Genomic DNA, 16222 nt, shown 5'->3' with positions numbered 1-16222 from the left:
ACTGCGCAAGCTGGTCGATCACGACCACCCCGAGCTCAGCATCAGCAGGCAGTGTGCGCTGCTGGGGCTGCCTCGATCCACGCTGTACTACCGGCCGACACCGGTCCGTGTATCGACGCTGCGGATCATGGCCAGGATCGATGCTCTCTACCTGGAGGATCCCTGCAGCGGCAGCCGCCGGATGGTGGACTATCTGGCCCAAGATGGTATCCCGATCAGCCGAGATCGAGTGCGAAACCTCATGCGGCGCATGGGATTACGGGCGATCTACCAGAAGCCCCGGACGACGGTTCCAGGTGATCCGTCCGTGCGGTTCCCCTGCCTGGTGGACCTCACGCAGGTCACGTCGGTGGATCAGGTCTGGGCGACCGACATCACCTACATCCCTCTGCAGAAAGGGTTCCTCTATCTGGTGGCGATCATGGATCTCCATTCCAGGCATGTGCTCAGCTGGAGGCTCTCCAACAGCCTTGACACGAAGTTCTGTCTGGAGGCCCTGGAGATGGCCTTGGGAGGCGGCCGTAGGCCAGAGATCTTCCACTCCGATCAAGGCTGTCAGTTCACGTCCGCTGACTTTGTGGCCAGACTCAAAGGGGAGCGGATCCAGATCAGCTGGTCCGGCAGAAAGCGGTGCTACGACAACATCCTTGTTGAACGGCTGTGGAGGACTGTCAAGTACGAGGAGGTCTACCTACGGGCATACAGCGATGGCTGGGACGCTGAAATCAGCCTGGCCCGCTTCCTGTGGCGGTATTGCCATGTAGGGACTCCTGAAAAAGATTCTCGGCCCATCGGCGCCGGATTCGTCCGTTTGCTTCGCGTTAATCAGGCTGGCAAGCGCGGTGACATCAAGTCGGCCAGATCTCAAAAGCATGGCTTGCAGATGCCCTCAGGCGCTCTGATCGCTGACCAGGCCATAAAAAAGCTGTAGATCCACCCAAAAAGAAGGACAAAAAAGAGGCGCAGCAGCCTCAAGACCTTTTCCGCGCACATCACGACAAAGGCCATCGAGATGGAGGATTCGGCACCAGCTGGTAGACGAGCCATGATCAGATCCAGGGAATACTTGCGCTTTCCAGAGCCAAAGACGCCTTCCACTTCATTGCGTCGAGCTTGATCAGATCGGAGCTGGTGCTTGTGTGCAGTGGTGACATCAGGATCCTTGGGCGGGCGACCCAATCGCTTGCCGGAGAGGCGAATACCGTTCCTCGTGCAGAAATGCCTATTCTTGGCCGTGATATAAATCCGGTCGGCGCAGATTCGCTCTGGGTAAGATCCTGTATCCAGCTTGTATTTTTCCGCCTGAGCGATAAGGTCTTCTCCTTCGTTGTAGGGGTTCCAGCTTATGCGGTGCAAGAACGGAAAGCCGTTTTGAACCGAAACACTGATTTTGGCTCCAAACTCCACCGCAGCACGTGCTTTGCCTCGCACCATTGGGCGGATATGGGTCTGCACAAGATTCACCAGGCGGTCTGGAATGCTGTTGGTCTGAGAGGCGAGCAGAAGGCCCTGTTGCCGCTCCAACTCGCTGCAGGCCAACAACTTCTGCCACCAATGCCTCTTAAGCTCGGAAAGCCTTGCCCCGCAGCCGATCAGAGCATCAATGGCCTTGAGATTCTGCCGCACATAGCCAAGCTGATGTTTAATGGCAGCCTTCACTTTGCGGCGACGTGGTCGTTTTTGCTTCGCCACTCTCAGGAAATGAGCACGAGCAAGGCCACGGTCGTAGCGAGGTCGATGTCTCCTGAATCCCGATGACTGACTGCACAGATCATCAATGACTCGCTCGGTCGTTGTGCGAGCCTCGTTGAGGAGCTTGAGGTCTCTGGGATAGGTGATGTCGGCTGGAGTGCAACTGGCATCAATCGTGAGAGTGCCCCAATTCTTTCCTTCTGGCCAGTCAGCAGGCTTGATCAACGCATCAAGTTCTAGCTGAGCGCCTCCTCCACTGGAATCACGATCATCATGGTCGTCATCGTCTGCTGCCTGAGCAAGTGCTTCCAGAAGGATCTCTTTGCCGCGCTGCACCACCAGCTCGTTGATACGGCGCAGATCCTCGTCAGAAAAACGCTTGCGAAAGTGCACCATCATCGAGGCATCAAACGGTGCCTTAGCTGTGTAGCCCGCAAAGCCGAGAAAGAACTGAATATAGGCGTTCTCTCTGATCTGATGGACTGTCTCTTCGTCGGTGAGCCCTAACTTCTGTTTGATGTAGAGAGCACCAAAGGCCATTCTCACTGATTTGGCTGGAGCGCCAATTGTGGCGCTGAATTGAGGGGCATAGGTTTCTTCCAGCTCATCCCATGGGATCAGCCCCTCCAGTTGAACCCAGCGATTCTCGGGATCAAGTGTGCCGCCAAATGGCAGGTGGAACTCCTTGATTGAGATCTGACCGTTATTGTGCCTCCGGTACATATGGAACGATCAGGAGTAAAGGCAATCACGGATTGCCTGATTCACGGCCACTTTAGCGGTTTCTCATGCTTGAGACCAGCTGCGGCGCAATGGATCTGGATTTTTCAGGAGTCCCCATGTAAGACCTCACAGTTCCCTTGGAGGCAAAACTCCCCACGCGGTCTACACTGAGGCCGAACCATGTTCCACCCGTCCTGGGTTAACGATGTCAGGGGCCGGAACTGTCCAATAAAAGGCACCCACCTCAGCCCCTCCAGTTGAACCCAGCGATTCTCGGGATCAAGTGTGCCGCCAAATGGCAGGTGGAACTCCTTGATTGAGATCTGACCGTTATTGTGCCTCCGGTACATCTGGAGCGATCAGGAGTAAAGGCAATCACTGATTGCCTGGTTCACGGCCACTTTAGCGGCTTCTCATGCCTGAGACCAGCTGGGGCGCAATGGATCTGGATTTTTCAGGAGTCCCTCTTTAAGTTCTAAAGCAGCTCAGAATTCACTGGAAAAGGAATTCATGCAACCTTAAAGCGGATAAAATCTCCCTGTTGAGCATTCTAAAAACTCAGATTTTCAGATTGTAATTATATCTTAGATCAACGCCAGGCATCCGGAGTTGACTGCCGCTAGTTCACGGTGCTAAAATGCACGTGTTTAGGAATGCTTAACAATGGCTTCGGTGCTTCCAGGTCACTTGAAATCTACCTTTAAGCAGGTGCGCTCTCTGATCGTTAATGAGAAGAATTTTCCTGAAGCAAGGCGGATCTTGGCCGGAGTTCCTGATGGGGAACTCTACGCTCCATATCACGTAGCCATGGCTGCAATTGCTCGATCAGAAAGTGATGCCGCAGTTGCAATGGCTCACCTTGAAAAAGCACTTTCATTAACACCTGAAGACATCAGATTGCTTTCTCGTATTGGTAAGCTGAGGCTTCAAGAAGGTAATAAAGTTTTAGCACAAGAGTACGCGAGCAGGGCTCTTCTACAGAAGCCGACCAAGAAGCTGGATGTAACTGCACTAGCATCATTCTTGCAACAGCTCGGAGATGCTGATAACGCAGCCAAAATTTTACGAGAAGCAGTTCTTCAAAATCCTAACGACACAAAGCTACGCAGGATGCTTGCTATTGCTCAACTTCAGCTAGGACAGCTTGATGAATGCGAACGCAATCTTAATAACTGCTTGAGACTTGATCCGAAGAATCATTATTCACAAATCCTCCTTGGTGAAATTCTCATCGCACAGGGTAATAAAGTGCGTGGTTTGGCGGTGCTTCGTTCAGCAGACAATGATGAATGTCCTTCTAAACTCAAAGAGCGCCTATCAATTGATGCGGCTGAATGCTACATAGATCTTGGTGAATACAGTGCTGCCAAGGATGAACTTACCCGAGTGCAAAGCAGCAACAGTCCTCGCTTTAACTATTGTTGGGGTAAGATTCAATATCAAGACAAAGATTATGAATTTGCATTGTCCAGCTTGATGTCTGCTTCAAAGTCCATTGGACCAGATGGAGACTCGACCGATGCTCCAATTGTAGATCCCTCAAGCCTTACCAAAGAGGATCAGCAGAGCCGCTGTGAGCAGCTGATTCACGATTTGGCAGGAAAACTGGAAAAGTTGAAAACAACTGGATATGGATCATCTCAAAGTGGAGTGAATCAAAGTACTATATTCGATAATAATGACGATGAATTCTAAAGTCCTTTGTACTCCCTAATCTTTCATTCATTATCATGATAGTAGGTGATAGTTGTTTTTACTGTATCAATCCATCAGTACGAACTTCTCCCCTGGTAGAAGGGCAATATCGTTTATATTTTGGTGACCGAACCACTTCGTTTAAGTTGTCCGCATCTGAATGGGATGCCATTCTCAATGCTGATTCAAGTGGTGGTTCGGTCGACTTTCTTTTTTCTAATTGCAAGAACTTTTTTGATACATCTCGCTCTGAGATTAAGCGAGATGAATACATTTCTTGGTTATGTGAAAAAGGAATATTGCTTCCAGTTGATCCTCATCTTTATCCGACAAACTCAAAGACAGACTCATTGTCTTCGAATGGATCTACAAGTTCCTTATATCAAGCTAATGGCTCAAGAACGGATCGCACTAAGGTAACAACATCAAAGGAAGATCGTAAAATATTACTTTTCAGTTTTAATTGGATTACCTCCCGTGGACTGCTAAGACCTCCGAGAGCCTTAATCAGCCTGCAAGCTTGGCTTTTCCCTTTGACAGTAATACTGTTTGTAGGTACTATATACAGTTTTTACTTTGGGGTAAAGCCACTAGCCGTATTATTGTCACAAAGGTCTGATCCACTGACAGGTTTGTCGCGCCTCTTGATCATGTTAATTGTGATTAACTTGATCAGTGTCATGATATCTATTCTTCTGTCATATTCCCTAAATATAGATGATCAAAAGTTATATCTTAGACTAAAATGGGGCTTTTTGCCCAGATTAGCCAAAGAACAAAATAGCAAGGAAATCAAGCAACGAGCAACTAAGCTTGAAGAATTGATATTAGTCGCCCAACCACTGCTAGTACGCTTATATCTTGTTGTTTTTTCAATCCTGTATTTATATATTTATACCCCAATACCTGACACCTCACCTTATTCTCGCCTCAATATCCTAGTTGCAATCATACAAGGCGCATTGGCCAGTATGATTATTTTGCTGATACCAGTACGGAATACTCCAGGCAGAAGACTGCTTGAGTTCTTTGGGGTCATGCCTAAGAACTATCTCAAGATTTCAGTAAAGCGTACTTTTACAACATTCTCTCATCTTTTTAAGGGGCAATTCAGTCAAATATCCTTATCAAAGTCTGATATCAATAGCTTGCTTTTCCTAATTGCTTTATTGATAGCATTTACCATCAAAATGCTTATACTATACAATATTCTTATACCAAACATATCTGCTGAGGTTCCACAGTTTGCCGGTCATTGGACTGCATTAATAGTCCGGATTGCACTAACTGTTTTACTTATCCGCTTTTTATACTTAACATTTTTCACTAAACTTATAGCAAGTCGTACTTCAAAAAAAACTGATGAGTTGTCTATACGTGCTACGCCACAATCATATACATTAGGTACACCTGATGAACCATTGCCAAATCAATCCCTTGGTGCGGCAAATTCATTTCTACATTCTTTGCACTTCGGTATTACAAGTTTTTTTAGCAGCAAAATTTTCCTAGCCTTTATCCTAATTATCATATTCTTGTTTCCATTCAGGGCATCCGTAACAGGTTCTGCAAATGTAACCGAAGGTGAATCTCTTGACATACGTTCTACGGAAACGGCAGTCGTTAAACAAATCTTTCAAGCTGGACCATCATCGATTATCTTTAAAAAGGGAACAAAGATACTTGAAATGTACTCACCAACATTAAGTTCTCAGCTTAGCCAGCAGATGCAACTCATTTCAAAATTGGATTCAGATATTCGAACTCAAAGGACACTTATTCAATCTATACGCACGGGAAGTATTAAACTTGAAGGAGAGAATCGCGATGAAGAACTCCAAAGCGCATATGCAATGGTTCAGAAAGTAAAGTCAAAGATTACATCCCTACAAAATCAGATTAAGATTCAGAATGATCAAATAACCAAATTGAGAGGTTTAACAAAGTCTGGAGCAATCAGCGAATTTCAACTTCAAAACCTATTATCTTCTCAAGAAGCGCTTACAGGCGAATTAGAGGGTGCCAAAAGTGAGTTAACATCTGCTTTGGCAGATGTAACAATCGCGCAGAGAAAACAGAAAATCGATCAAGATGTAAACTCAGAAGAGCAACTATCCAAAGCTCTAGATGAATTGAGTTCAGCCGAAAGTAGCTTGAAAGTTGGCAAAATTGCATTAGAAGCTCTAGAGGCTCGTATCAGTAAGCTCACGCTTGTAATGCCTTTTGACGGAGTTATCAGTTCAAATACTAGAGCATTGTTGAACAGAACTGTAACACCAGGAGAGACAATATTAACCGTGAAAGCCCAGCCGCTAACTCAGACAAATGCCTTGATTCCTGAATATGATCGGGCACGAGTTCGTACTAAGTTGCCTTGTGTCCTGAGACTGTATTCTGTTTCGGATCAGGAATTTAAAGGTACAGTTTCATCTATTAGTCCATCAACAGTTGAGCTTGATGGCCTACAATACGTTGAACTTCAGATACAATTAGATGATAGTCTGCCTACAAATTTTATTGGATCAAAAGGTTATGCCAAAATTGATGTTGGCTATACCTGTATTCTTTTAAATCTCATATCCCCCATTACTAGGTTTATCAACGTTGATCTTTGGTCTCTCCTTCCCTAGCCAAGTAATGACTACCATTCATCGTGCATTACCGCATGCAAGTACGTCGCCAAACCCCATCGACTTTTACCGATTAAACTTTGTTATCAGTGCTCCTAGAGGTGGCGCAATATCATTCAGCAACAGAATGAGTCAGTTGGGGCAGATTGGTCTTCCACATACTCACCTTCCTATAAGAAGCGATTCTAAGCACCTCAAACAAGTTAATTCTATTCTCGATCTTTACAGCATTGATGATGGCTTAATTCGTGCCTTGTCTGGAATTATCTATGGTGGCTTTGAAACCTATCAGCTTGAAGCAGCACATCATGATCTCAGCATGATGTATTCAAGAGATACTTTTGGACAGGTATATCAAAGGCTCTTGGCCAACAGCAGCTGCAATCTGTATGATCCTTCGTTCAGCTTAGCATTATTTCCTGATGAGATTCCGCAGCTAGAATCTCATTATCCAGGTGCGCGCTATATATATCTTTTTAGAGATCCTTATTTTTATGCTTCTTCAATACTGACCACGATTCACGGCTTAGACTCACTTCTGATTTGGTGGTCAATTGCTAAGGAGTTTCATTCCGACATAGCGCTGGATCCACTCATAATGTGGTGCTCAATCAATGAATCACTGCTTGTATCAAAGGACAAGCATCGTACGGCTAGCTCTGTGCACGTAATGCGTCACCCTGAAGCAACTGGTCGTTATTCATTTGAACGAATTAATCAGTTCATCGGTTCAGAATATGCAAGCTATGAGCCACCACTTACTCGCTCTAGTCCTAGTACTTTTGTAACCTCGCTTTTCAAGCGAAGGATGTCCATGAGCACACGACTAAGTAAAATGACTTCTATAGTATCAGGGACTACCATCTCACCGATACAAGATAAAACTTCTTGGTGGCTTGATATCACCTTAGGTGGTGATCCATCGGCAAACTTATCTTACCATTCAAATCCAGGCGAAATAGTACCTGATTACTGGAAACAGATAATGCACAATTCCCAGCTGATTGATCGCTGCGATAAACTATGTAGAGCCCTAAGGTTTACGCCCCTTTCCACAAGGCTGTCTACCAATGAATAGGTATTTCAGGGGTCTAGGGACATCACTCCACAACGGACTAAGGGTTCTCTCTCAGGAGGTTGACTAGTCGCCAATCAAATGTGAGGTCGCTAAGGGTTGTAGTGCTACCCACCTACTTCGACCTCACGCCACATGCATGGTTACGTTAAAGTCCGTCCGAGACAGTGGGGCACCTGCGGCTGCTCCAGAGGAACCTCGATCAGGGCCGTCCACCGTCGTACTCGCTGTTGGCACTTGGATAAGCCTTGGCTGCTCCTACAGGTGGCAGGTCCGCATCCAGTTTTGACGGCCCAGCCGAACCGGCGTATCAACACGGTCACCGCAGCGCGCTGTGGATCTGCGGCACAAGCGTCCACACCTCTTGCAGATCGCCCGACTGCTCGCAGCTTGCTTGACACCCGCGAACGCATTCACTCCCAATGCAGTCGTGTTTGAACCGGTGGCGTTGACCATGTCGGCTGGGATCACAGTGAGTCCTGCCTTGTCGCCAGCCTTGGACCGACCACTGCTCCTGCGTGCAAGGGAGCTCAAGCGTCAGTTGGGGCCTCCTGAGAAAGGGCAAAGCGGCTGCGCCGCAGTGGATCCGAGCAGATTTCAACTGTAGAATGTGCTCAATTCGGCTCGATATCGCCGAAAAGCAGTCCAGAGTTTTCCACATGTATCGGCGCGAGCATCGTCATCAGCTCTCGTTTGAGGATTTCTTCTTGCCGTTTGGCGGCAAACTCTCTGGTGACAATCGCTGGATCAAGCTTGCTGAGCTCATTCCCTGGGATGAGCTGGAGGACGACTACGCGTCCCCCAGTGTCAGCAAACGAACCAGTACGCGCGTACGCCCTCGCGCCCGAAACACCCACGGCCAAGCCAGAGCGCCCTTGCCACTCTGGTCATGAGGACATCGGGCCATGGCCGATGACATCTTTGGAGGCCTGACCCCGAAAGCAAACGTGGCCTGGGATTCGAATTGCGCTCCCTGCCCTGGCGACGGCTCGACTGACCAATGAGTTAGTCGGCCGATCCCGATTAGGAATTTGCTGATTTTAGTGCGCGAATCCTGCCTGATGCCCTCCCGATCACCTAGGAGTTTGCGGAAAAACCGCCTGAGAAGCAGCGTTTTTCCCTCCTGAGAGCTGGTGCAGCTCATTTCGGTCTGGTTTTCAGAGTTTCAGCGGCTCAGAGCTCCCCTTTTGGTGTGTTTTGCCCCTTTGGGGCTCCCTGATCACTGCCGTCTGGGCACACTTCTGGGCAACCACCTGTTCACGCCGCCGCCATCGCCGGTTTGAGCAGGTTGCCCAGGCGGATCAGGTTGTAGGCGATCACATTCAGGCCGAACACCGCACTCACCTTCTCGGTGCCGCGCAGCTTGAACTGGCGCAGACCTCCCCACTGTTTGATCCAGCCAAACACCTTCTCGATGCCGCGGCGGGCATGGATCGACTTGGCGTAGCCCACGTGGCGGGTGGTGCGGCCATCGATGGCGGAACCACCAGATCGGGCGGTGTTCTGCACCACGTGCGGCGTCACGCCGATGCGGCGCATCTCGGCGACAAAGCCCCTGGTGTCGTAGTGCTTGTCGGCACCGATGGTTTTCTGGTGGGCACCGGGACGATCCGCGGCCATGGCTTTGGCGGCATCCCGCTCCCCGGTGCCCGTGGCTTGCGTGACCTTGCAATCGACGATCAGGGCATGGCGGTTGTCCATGAGCACATGACCCCGGTAGCTCGGTTGAGCCGGGTGGGCGTTGGATTTCCGGGCCAGCAAGGCGTCGGGATCACTGCCGGAGCGGTGGGTCTTGTTGCTGAGCTTGATGCCTCGGAAATCCCCTTTCGCTCGCTTCTTGCCGGGCTTTGGAGCGCCAAAACCCTCGCCAGGGCCTGACGGCGGTGGCGGCGGATCGTCCTGCCCATCGATCCGCTCCAGTGAGGCATGGGAGGCCCAGGCCTGCAGCAAGGTGCCATCGACGGAGAAGTGCTCGTCACTGAGCAGCGGCTTGACCTCCGGAGCACCCATCAGCTTCTCCAGGAACTTCCCCATCACCTGCTCGTTCAGCAGCCGCTCCCGGTTTTTTGTGAATGTGGTGGGATGCCAGATCGGATCATCTGGGCTCAGCCCCACAAACCAGCGGAACAGCAGGTTGTAGTGGAGCTGCTCGAGCAGCAACCGCTCCGAGCGGATGCCGTAGAACGCCTGCAGCAACGAGGCCAGCAGCAGTTGCTCCGGCGGCACTGATGGCCGGCCTTCTGCGGCGTACAGATCACAGAAGGTGGGATTGAGGCGATCGAGGGCCTGATCGGCCAGCTTGAGGTGGTCTGGCTTTTCTGGACAGGCCCCATCGTTAACCTCTGAGGCGGGGTACCGCCCCTGAAAGGGGCTCCCACCGATGAGCAAGCGCCGCACCCACAGCCCCGAGTTCAAGGCCAGGGTCGCCATGGAGGCGATCAGTGGCCGCAAGACGATCCAGGAGATCGCCGCCGACCACGCCATCCACCCGATCCAGGTGAGCCAGTGGAAGCGGCAGCTCCTGGACGGTGCCAGCGAGCTCTTCACCCGAGGCAAGAAGACCAAGGACAAGGAGGAGGGGCAGGCCAAGGAGGCGGAGCTGTTCCAGCAGATCGGACGGCTGCAGATGGAGCTGGAGTGGCTCAAAAAAAAGTCTCAACTGCTCTGATGCCCGTGAACTGCGCAAGCTGGTCGATCACGACCACCCCGAGCTCAGCATCAGCAGGCAGTGTGCGCTGCTGGGGCTGCCTCGATCCACGCTGTACTACCGGCCGACACCGGTCCGTGTATCGACGCTGCGGATCATGGCCAGGATCGATGCTCTCTACCTGGAGGATCCCTGCAGCGGCAGCCGCCGGATGGTGGACTATCTGGCCCAAGATGGTATCCCGATCAGCCGAGATCGAGTGCGAAACCTCATGCGGCGCATGGGATTACGGGCGATCTACCAGAAGCCCCGGACGACGGTTCCAGGTGATCCGTCCGTGCGGTTCCCCTGCCTGGTGGACCTCACGCAGGTCACGTCGGTGGATCAGGTCTGGGCGACCGACATCACCTACATCCCTCTGCAGAAAGGGTTCCTCTATCTGGTGGCGATCATGGATCTCCATTCCAGGCATGTGCTCAGCTGGAGGCTCTCCAACAGCCTTGACACGAAGTTCTGTCTGGAGGCCCTGGAGATGGCCTTGGGAGGCGGCCGTAGGCCAGAGATCTTCCACTCCGATCAAGGCTGTCAGTTCACGTCCGCTGACTTTGTGGCCAGACTCAAAGGGGAGCGGATCCAGATCAGCTGGTCCGGCAGAAAGCGGTGCTACGACAACATCCTTGTTGAACGGCTGTGGAGGACTGTCAAGTACGAGGAGGTCTACCTACGGGCATACAGCGATGGCTGGGACGCTGAAATCAGCCTGGCCCGCTTCCTGTGGCGGTATTGCCATGTAAGACCTCACAGTTCCCTTGGAGGCAAAACTCCCCACGCGGTCTACACTGAGGCCGAACCATGTTCCACCCGTCCTGGGTTAACGATGTCAGGGGCCGGAACTGTCCAATAAAAGGCACCCACCTCAGCTTGCGGATCCGCCGCAGCGGATGGCCGGCCGGGATCCGATCCTCAATCGACACGTAGGAGAACAGGGAGCCGCTGCGCTCCCGTTGACCTCGCATCTGGGCTGGACAGCTGGCCCATTCTCGCAGAGATGGCCGGGTTTTTCAGCAAACTCCTAGTGAGTCCTTAAGCCATGGGAGAACCAATTTCAGCAGGCAAGCGCCGAGCTCGTCTGAAAGTCATTAACCCTCGTTCCGCTGGAATTGATGTCGGCAGTAGATTCCACGTTGTTGCTGTTCCTGTCGAGCTTGATCCGAATCCCGTCCGCAAGTTTTCAAGCTTCACAAAGGATCTAATCGCACTCGCCGAATGGCTGCTGGCAGTTGGAATTAGCACCATTGCCATGGAGTCCACTGGAATCTACTGGGTTCCGCTTTACGAGATTCTCTCTGGCAAAGGCATTGACGTCTTTCTTGTTAATGCCAGGCACGCCAAGAATGTTCCGGGCCGCAAGACGGATATCAACGATGCACAATGGCTTCAGCAGCTCCACAGCTACGGCCTGGTGAGAGCAAGCTTTCGTCCAGACCAAAAAATCACAGAACTACGCTCATATCTGCGGCAGCGTGATCAACTTGTTCGATACCGCTCGTCTCATCAGCAACACATCCAGAAGGCGCTGATGCTTATGAATCTTCAGCTTCATCATGTTGTCAGAGATATCAGCGGACTAACCGGTAGGCGAATCATCGATGCCATACTTTCAGGTGAGAGGGACCCCGAAAGACTCGCTTCTCTCCGAGACAGACGCTGCAAGGAGAGCGCGGCAACAATTGCGGCTGCTCTTGAGGGGAACTACCAAGACGATCACTTGTTCTCTTTGAAGATCGCAGTTGAGCTCTTTGACACCTATTCAGAGAAGATCAGGGCCTGCGAGCTTGCGGCACAATCATTGATGACAGAGCTTGCCGGCTCGGACTATCAAGATCCAGGCAGTCAACCTGGGGATTGGAAGATATGCGGACATGGCTTTGCATTTAACCCAACCCACCTAATTCAAGCCTTGTCAGGCCACAATCTTCTAAGGCTTCCGGGATTAGGACCAACAACAGTTCTCACGCTCATTAGTGAGTGTGGGTTGGACATGAAGCGCTGGCCCAGTGCCCAGCATTTTGTGTCATGGCTGGGACTCAGTCCTCAGAACAGGATCTCAGGGGGAAAGGTACTTTCTTCACGAACACGACAGGACACTACGCGAGCAGGTAGTGCCTTTTGGATGGCTGCCGTACCGCTGGGAAGAACGAATACTGCACTGGGTGCTTTTCAACGTCGTCTGGCAGCACGTGCCGGAAAGAGTAAAGCATTAATTGCTACTGCCCGAAAGCTTGCCATTCTTTACTACAAGACGCTCCGTGATGGTTTGGTATATCAGGATCCCGGTGCTGCCGCATATCAGGAGGAATCAAGGGATCGTCAGATTCGTGGTCTCCAGCGACGCGCCATTGCCCTTGGTTTTCAACTTGTTGCCTCTGCTTGAGGTGTGGTCAGTCAGCCGAGATCCCTGTTGGCCGTTGGTGTTTCTTAGAAAGAAGTCCGCTCGGTTTGACCCGTCCACCTGGGGGCCCAACCGACGACTATGCAACCGCCCTATGACGCCGCTCTGCGGGAAGCCGTCCGCCTGCGGATGAGCCCTCCGAACCTTGAGAGCGTGGCTGAGATCGCCCGCGACACCGGGATCACGGCGCAGACCATCTACAACTGGCGGAGCCAGTGGCAGAAGCAGGGCCAGCTGGTGCCTGCCACGAACCGGCCGCCGGAGCAGTGGAGCGCTGCCGACAAGCTGGCAGCCGTGATCCAGGCCGCAGGACTGAACGGAGCCGAGCTCGGGTCGTTCTGCAGGGAGCGGGGGCTGTATCCCAAGCAGGTTGCCCGTTGGCGCCAGGCCGCCGAGGATGCCAATGGCCCCAGCGCGCCGAGCATGGCTGATCAGCGGGAACTGCAACGCAAGAATCAGGAACTGGTCCGGCGGAATCGCCAGCTGGAGCGTGAATTGCAGAAGAAAGAAAAAGCACTGACAGAAGCGGCGACGTTGTTGATGCTCTCAAAAAAGTTCAACCAGATCTTTCAACCGGACGAGGATCCTTGATTCCGTCTGGCGATCGCGGTGCGATCGTCGCGCTTCTACAGGAAGGCATCAGTCGTGGCCTTTCGGCCAAGGCCATTGCTGATCTTTTCGGCCTGGCGACACGCACGCTGAGGCGATGGGGCTTGATGATTCGGACCCAGGGATTCAGCTGCGATCAACGCAAGGGAGCGTCCAGGCATGTCATGCATCGTTTCAGCGAGGAGGAGCGCCAACAGGTGTTGTCCACTGTCAACGATCCACGCTTTGCCGATCTCACGCCTGGTCAGATCGTGGCGATCCTTGCCGAGGAGGGAGTCTACGTGGGATCGGAGTCAACGATTTACCGCATCATGCGCCAGGAAGGCCTGTTAAATCGTACCCGTTCAGGAGTCGGGACAGCTCGCAACGAACATCGGGCTTGCTGAACCCTTGACGGTGGCTTGATTCCTGGTTGCATCTCAGTAAGAGACTCCTTGCGATGACCACCCCACCGGCCGGGATTTCAGAAGCCGATTGGGCCGCCACCCCGGTGGGAGTGAAGGCTGGATTTCTTGAGCTGGTCAGTCAGTGCCAGAGGCAGCAACAGGAGATCGAGCAGCTCCGCATCCAGCTCACCGCCCTGGCGACCGAACTGGCCCATCTGCGCGAGCGGATCGGCCGCAGCTCCCGCAATTCTTCCAAGCCTCCCTCCAGTGATGGCCAGGGGTTTAAGCCGCCCGAACGACGCAAGGGCAGTGGCCGCAAGCGCGGCGGCCAGCCGGGCCATCCCGGATCTGGGCCGGAGCTGCTGCCGATCGAGCGGGTGGATGAGGTGGTCGAGCACCACCCCCAGGCCTGCCGCCGCTGCGGCACGTTGCTACAGGGTCAGGATCCCGAGCCCTTGAGGCACCAGGTGATCGAGATTCCACCGATCACGCCTCTGGTGATCGAGCACCGGCTGCACCGCCTGGTCTGCCCCTGCTGTACCACCAGCACCTGTGCCTCGTTACCGGCGGAGGTGGAAGTAAGCCATTACGGTCCCCGGCTCAGTGCTCTGGTGGGTCTGCTGGGTAGTGCCTTCCCGTTGAGTTTCAGCAAGACCCAGGCGCTGCTGGATCAGCTGCTGGGGGTACAGATCAGCCGGGGAGCGATGGCCACTATCCGCCAGCGCTTGAGTGCAGCACTGGAGCAGCCCATGCAGGAGGCCCTTGCGTTTGCCCGTCAGCAGTCGGTGGTCTATGTCGATGAAACCGGTGCCCCCACCGGTAATGCCGATGGGGGCAACCCCGATGGCCGGCGCGGCTGGGAGTGGGTCATGGTGACCGCCATGGGGGTGACAGTGTTCTTGCAGAGCCTGAGCCGCTCGGCTGCCGCCGCGATCGACCTGCTCGGGAATGCCTTTGGCGGAATTGTGGTGAGCGATCGCTTCTCCGCCTACAACCATCTCCCGCTGGAGCAGCGCCAGCTGTGCTGGGCGCACGTGATCCGCGATCTCACCGCCATCGCTGACCGTCAGGGCGCCAGCGGTGAGATTGGAGCGGAGCTGCTGGGCCTGCAGCAGCAGCTGTTTGCCCAGTGGCACCGCTACAAAGACGGAACGATCGACTGGTCCACGTTGCAGCAGGGCTGTCGGCCGATCCGCCAGGCGTTTGTGGGCACGCTGCAGCGGGTTGTGGAGCTGGGCTGCCAGCGCGGCGAGCGAACGCCGTGGGCCAAGACGGTGCGTACCTGCCATCAGTTGCTGCAAGTGAGCGATGGCCTCTGGACCTTCCTGGAGATTGAAGGGATCGAGCCCACCAACAACGCAGCCGAGCGTGCCCTGCGCCATTCGGTGATTCAGCGCAAGATCAGCCATGGCGTCCAATCCCGCCAGGGTGCAATCTGCCGCAGCAGGTTGCTCACGGTCACCACCAGCCTGCGGCAACAGGGCCGTGATATCTGGCAGTTCCTGGAGCAGGCCTTGATCGCCCATCATCGCGGCGGTGAGATGCCATCGCTGTTGCCGAATCCCTGAGCCGGCCGTCATCGATCGTGGTGTCTGTGGTTGCTCGTTGATCAACGATCAGGGGTGGAATGCTGCGCTGCTGCGTCACGGCCCCTGAACGGATACGTTAAATCATCGCGGCAGGAGCCGCCCACCGCGGGAGCCAAGAGAGCCACCCGTGCTGGAGGCAACGGGCATCCATCAAGTGCTGGCCTGGGATATCACCCTGTTGCCGGGGCCTGCGAAGGGTCAGTTCTACTACCTTTATATGGTGATGGATGTGTGGAGCCGGCGCATCCTTGGCGTTGAGGTGCACGATCGTGAATGCGGCGAACTGGCCAAGCACTTCTTTGATCGTGTCTGCCGTGATGAAGGGATCAGCTCAGGGTCGACCACGATCCTGCACGCCGATAACGGAGCACCCATGCGCTCCTACACCTTGGCCGCGAAGCTGGCCGAGCTCGGCATTGCCCTGTCATTCTCGCGGCCGCGGGTGAGCAATGACAACGCCTACGTTGAGTCATGGTTCCGAACCATGAAATATCACCAGAGCTATCCAGTGCGTCGTTTCCGGGATCTTCTCTCAGTGCGCGCCTGGGTCGATGGCTTTGTTGACTGGTACAACGCTGAGCATCGTCACAGCGGCATCAAGTATGTGACGCCCAATCAGCGTCACTACGGAGGGACTCCTGAACAATCCAGATCCATTGCGCCGCAGCTGGTCTCAAGCATGAGAAACCGCTAAAGTGGCCGTGAATCAGGCAATCCGTGATTG

Annotated in this window: 14 protein-coding genes; 11 read left to right on the top strand and 3 right to left on the bottom strand. The window is 53.3% G+C overall.

Translation table 11 applies throughout. From position 1 onward, the window contains the following. The first annotated feature begins 1 nt into the window (after position 1). On the top strand, positions 2 to 931 hold the full coding sequence (locus H8F24_RS14710; RefSeq protein ID WP_231598305.1) for an IS3 family transposase: 930 nt from the start codon (positions 2 to 4) through the stop codon (positions 929 to 931). On the opposite strand, the gene H8F24_RS14705 is transcribed toward H8F24_RS14710, so the two are convergent. Beyond that, on the bottom strand, positions 865 to 2415 hold the full coding sequence (locus H8F24_RS14705; RefSeq protein WP_197155761.1) for an IS5 family transposase: 1551 nt from the start codon (positions 2413 to 2415) through the stop codon (positions 865 to 867). The genes H8F24_RS14710 and H8F24_RS14705 overlap by 67 nt on opposite strands. Positions 2416 to 3078: 663 nt before the next feature. On the opposite strand from H8F24_RS14705, the gene H8F24_RS14700 reads away from it, so the two are divergent. From H8F24_RS14700 to H8F24_RS14690, 3 genes are all read left to right on the top strand, one after another. Continuing rightward, positions 3079 to 4110 carry a lipopolysaccharide assembly protein LapB gene (locus H8F24_RS14700; RefSeq protein WP_197170086.1) on the top strand — a complete coding sequence of 344 codons (1032 nt, stop codon included), beginning with the start codon at positions 3079 to 3081 and terminating at the stop codon, positions 4108 to 4110. 146 nt (positions 4111 to 4256) lie between these two features. Next, entirely contained in the window at positions 4257 to 6740 is a 2484-nt protein-coding gene (locus tag H8F24_RS14695) for an HlyD family secretion protein (RefSeq protein ID WP_197170085.1), read from the top strand. A 7-nt stretch (positions 6741 to 6747) separates the two neighbouring features. Then, entirely contained in the window at positions 6748 to 7818 is a 1071-nt protein-coding gene (locus H8F24_RS14690) for a hypothetical protein (protein ID WP_197157209.1), read from the top strand. Positions 7819 to 8429: 611 nt separating this feature from the next. On the opposite strand, the gene H8F24_RS14685 is transcribed toward H8F24_RS14690, so the two are convergent. Then, the gene (locus H8F24_RS14685; protein ID WP_197157207.1) at positions 8430 to 8678 is read right to left on the bottom strand and encodes a hypothetical protein; all 249 of its coding nucleotides are present in this window, start codon (positions 8676 to 8678) and stop codon (positions 8430 to 8432) included. A gap of 394 nt (positions 8679 to 9072) precedes the next feature. Next, complete coding sequence (locus tag H8F24_RS14680; protein WP_370594834.1) at positions 9073 to 10113, bottom strand: IS5 family transposase; 1041 nt, start codon at positions 10111 to 10113, stop codon at positions 9073 to 9075. An 82-nt stretch (positions 10114 to 10195) separates the two neighbouring features. Here H8F24_RS14680 and H8F24_RS19630 point away from each other — a divergent pair, with 82 nt between their 5' ends. From H8F24_RS19630 to H8F24_RS14650, 7 genes are all read left to right on the top strand, one after another. Then, the gene (locus tag H8F24_RS19630; protein ID WP_231597691.1) at positions 10196 to 10483 is read left to right on the top strand and encodes a transposase; all 288 of its coding nucleotides are present in this window, start codon (positions 10196 to 10198) and stop codon (positions 10481 to 10483) included. Positions 10484 to 10493: 10 nt separating this feature from the next. After that, positions 10494 to 11366 carry an IS3 family transposase gene (locus H8F24_RS14675; protein ID WP_231598222.1) on the top strand — a complete coding sequence of 291 codons (873 nt, stop codon included), beginning with the start codon at positions 10494 to 10496 and terminating at the stop codon, positions 11364 to 11366. 186 nt (positions 11367 to 11552) lie between these two features. After that, entirely contained in the window at positions 11553 to 12896 is a 1344-nt protein-coding gene (locus tag H8F24_RS14670) for an IS110 family transposase (protein WP_231597866.1), read from the top strand. A 99-nt stretch (positions 12897 to 12995) separates the two neighbouring features. Continuing rightward, positions 12996 to 13505, top strand: a complete 510-nt coding sequence (locus H8F24_RS14665; protein WP_197170084.1) for a transposase — start codon at positions 12996 to 12998, stop codon at positions 13503 to 13505. After that, positions 13502 to 13909, top strand: coding sequence for a helix-turn-helix domain-containing protein (locus H8F24_RS14660; RefSeq protein ID WP_197170083.1), 408 nt, complete (start codon positions 13502 to 13504; stop codon positions 13907 to 13909). Before H8F24_RS14665 ends, H8F24_RS14660 begins: the two co-directional genes overlap by 4 nt. A gap of 53 nt (positions 13910 to 13962) precedes the next feature. Then, positions 13963 to 15477: an IS66 family transposase gene (locus tag H8F24_RS14655; protein ID WP_197170082.1), complete on the top strand. Its 1515-nt coding sequence runs from the start codon at positions 13963 to 13965 to the stop codon at positions 15475 to 15477. Positions 15478 to 15625: 148 nt separating this feature from the next. Next, positions 15626 to 16192 carry a DDE-type integrase/transposase/recombinase gene (locus H8F24_RS14650; protein ID WP_197170081.1) on the top strand — a complete coding sequence of 189 codons (567 nt, stop codon included), beginning with the start codon at positions 15626 to 15628 and terminating at the stop codon, positions 16190 to 16192. The last annotated feature ends 30 nt before the right edge of the window (positions 16193 to 16222 follow it).

Source organism: Synechococcus sp. CBW1002 (assembly GCF_015840915.1).
In the GTDB taxonomy this organism is placed as follows: domain Bacteria; phylum Cyanobacteriota; class Cyanobacteriia; order PCC-6307; family Cyanobiaceae; genus CBW1002.
Note: the sequence above shows the minus strand (reverse complement) of the source record. Positions and strands in the feature narration are given on the sequence as shown.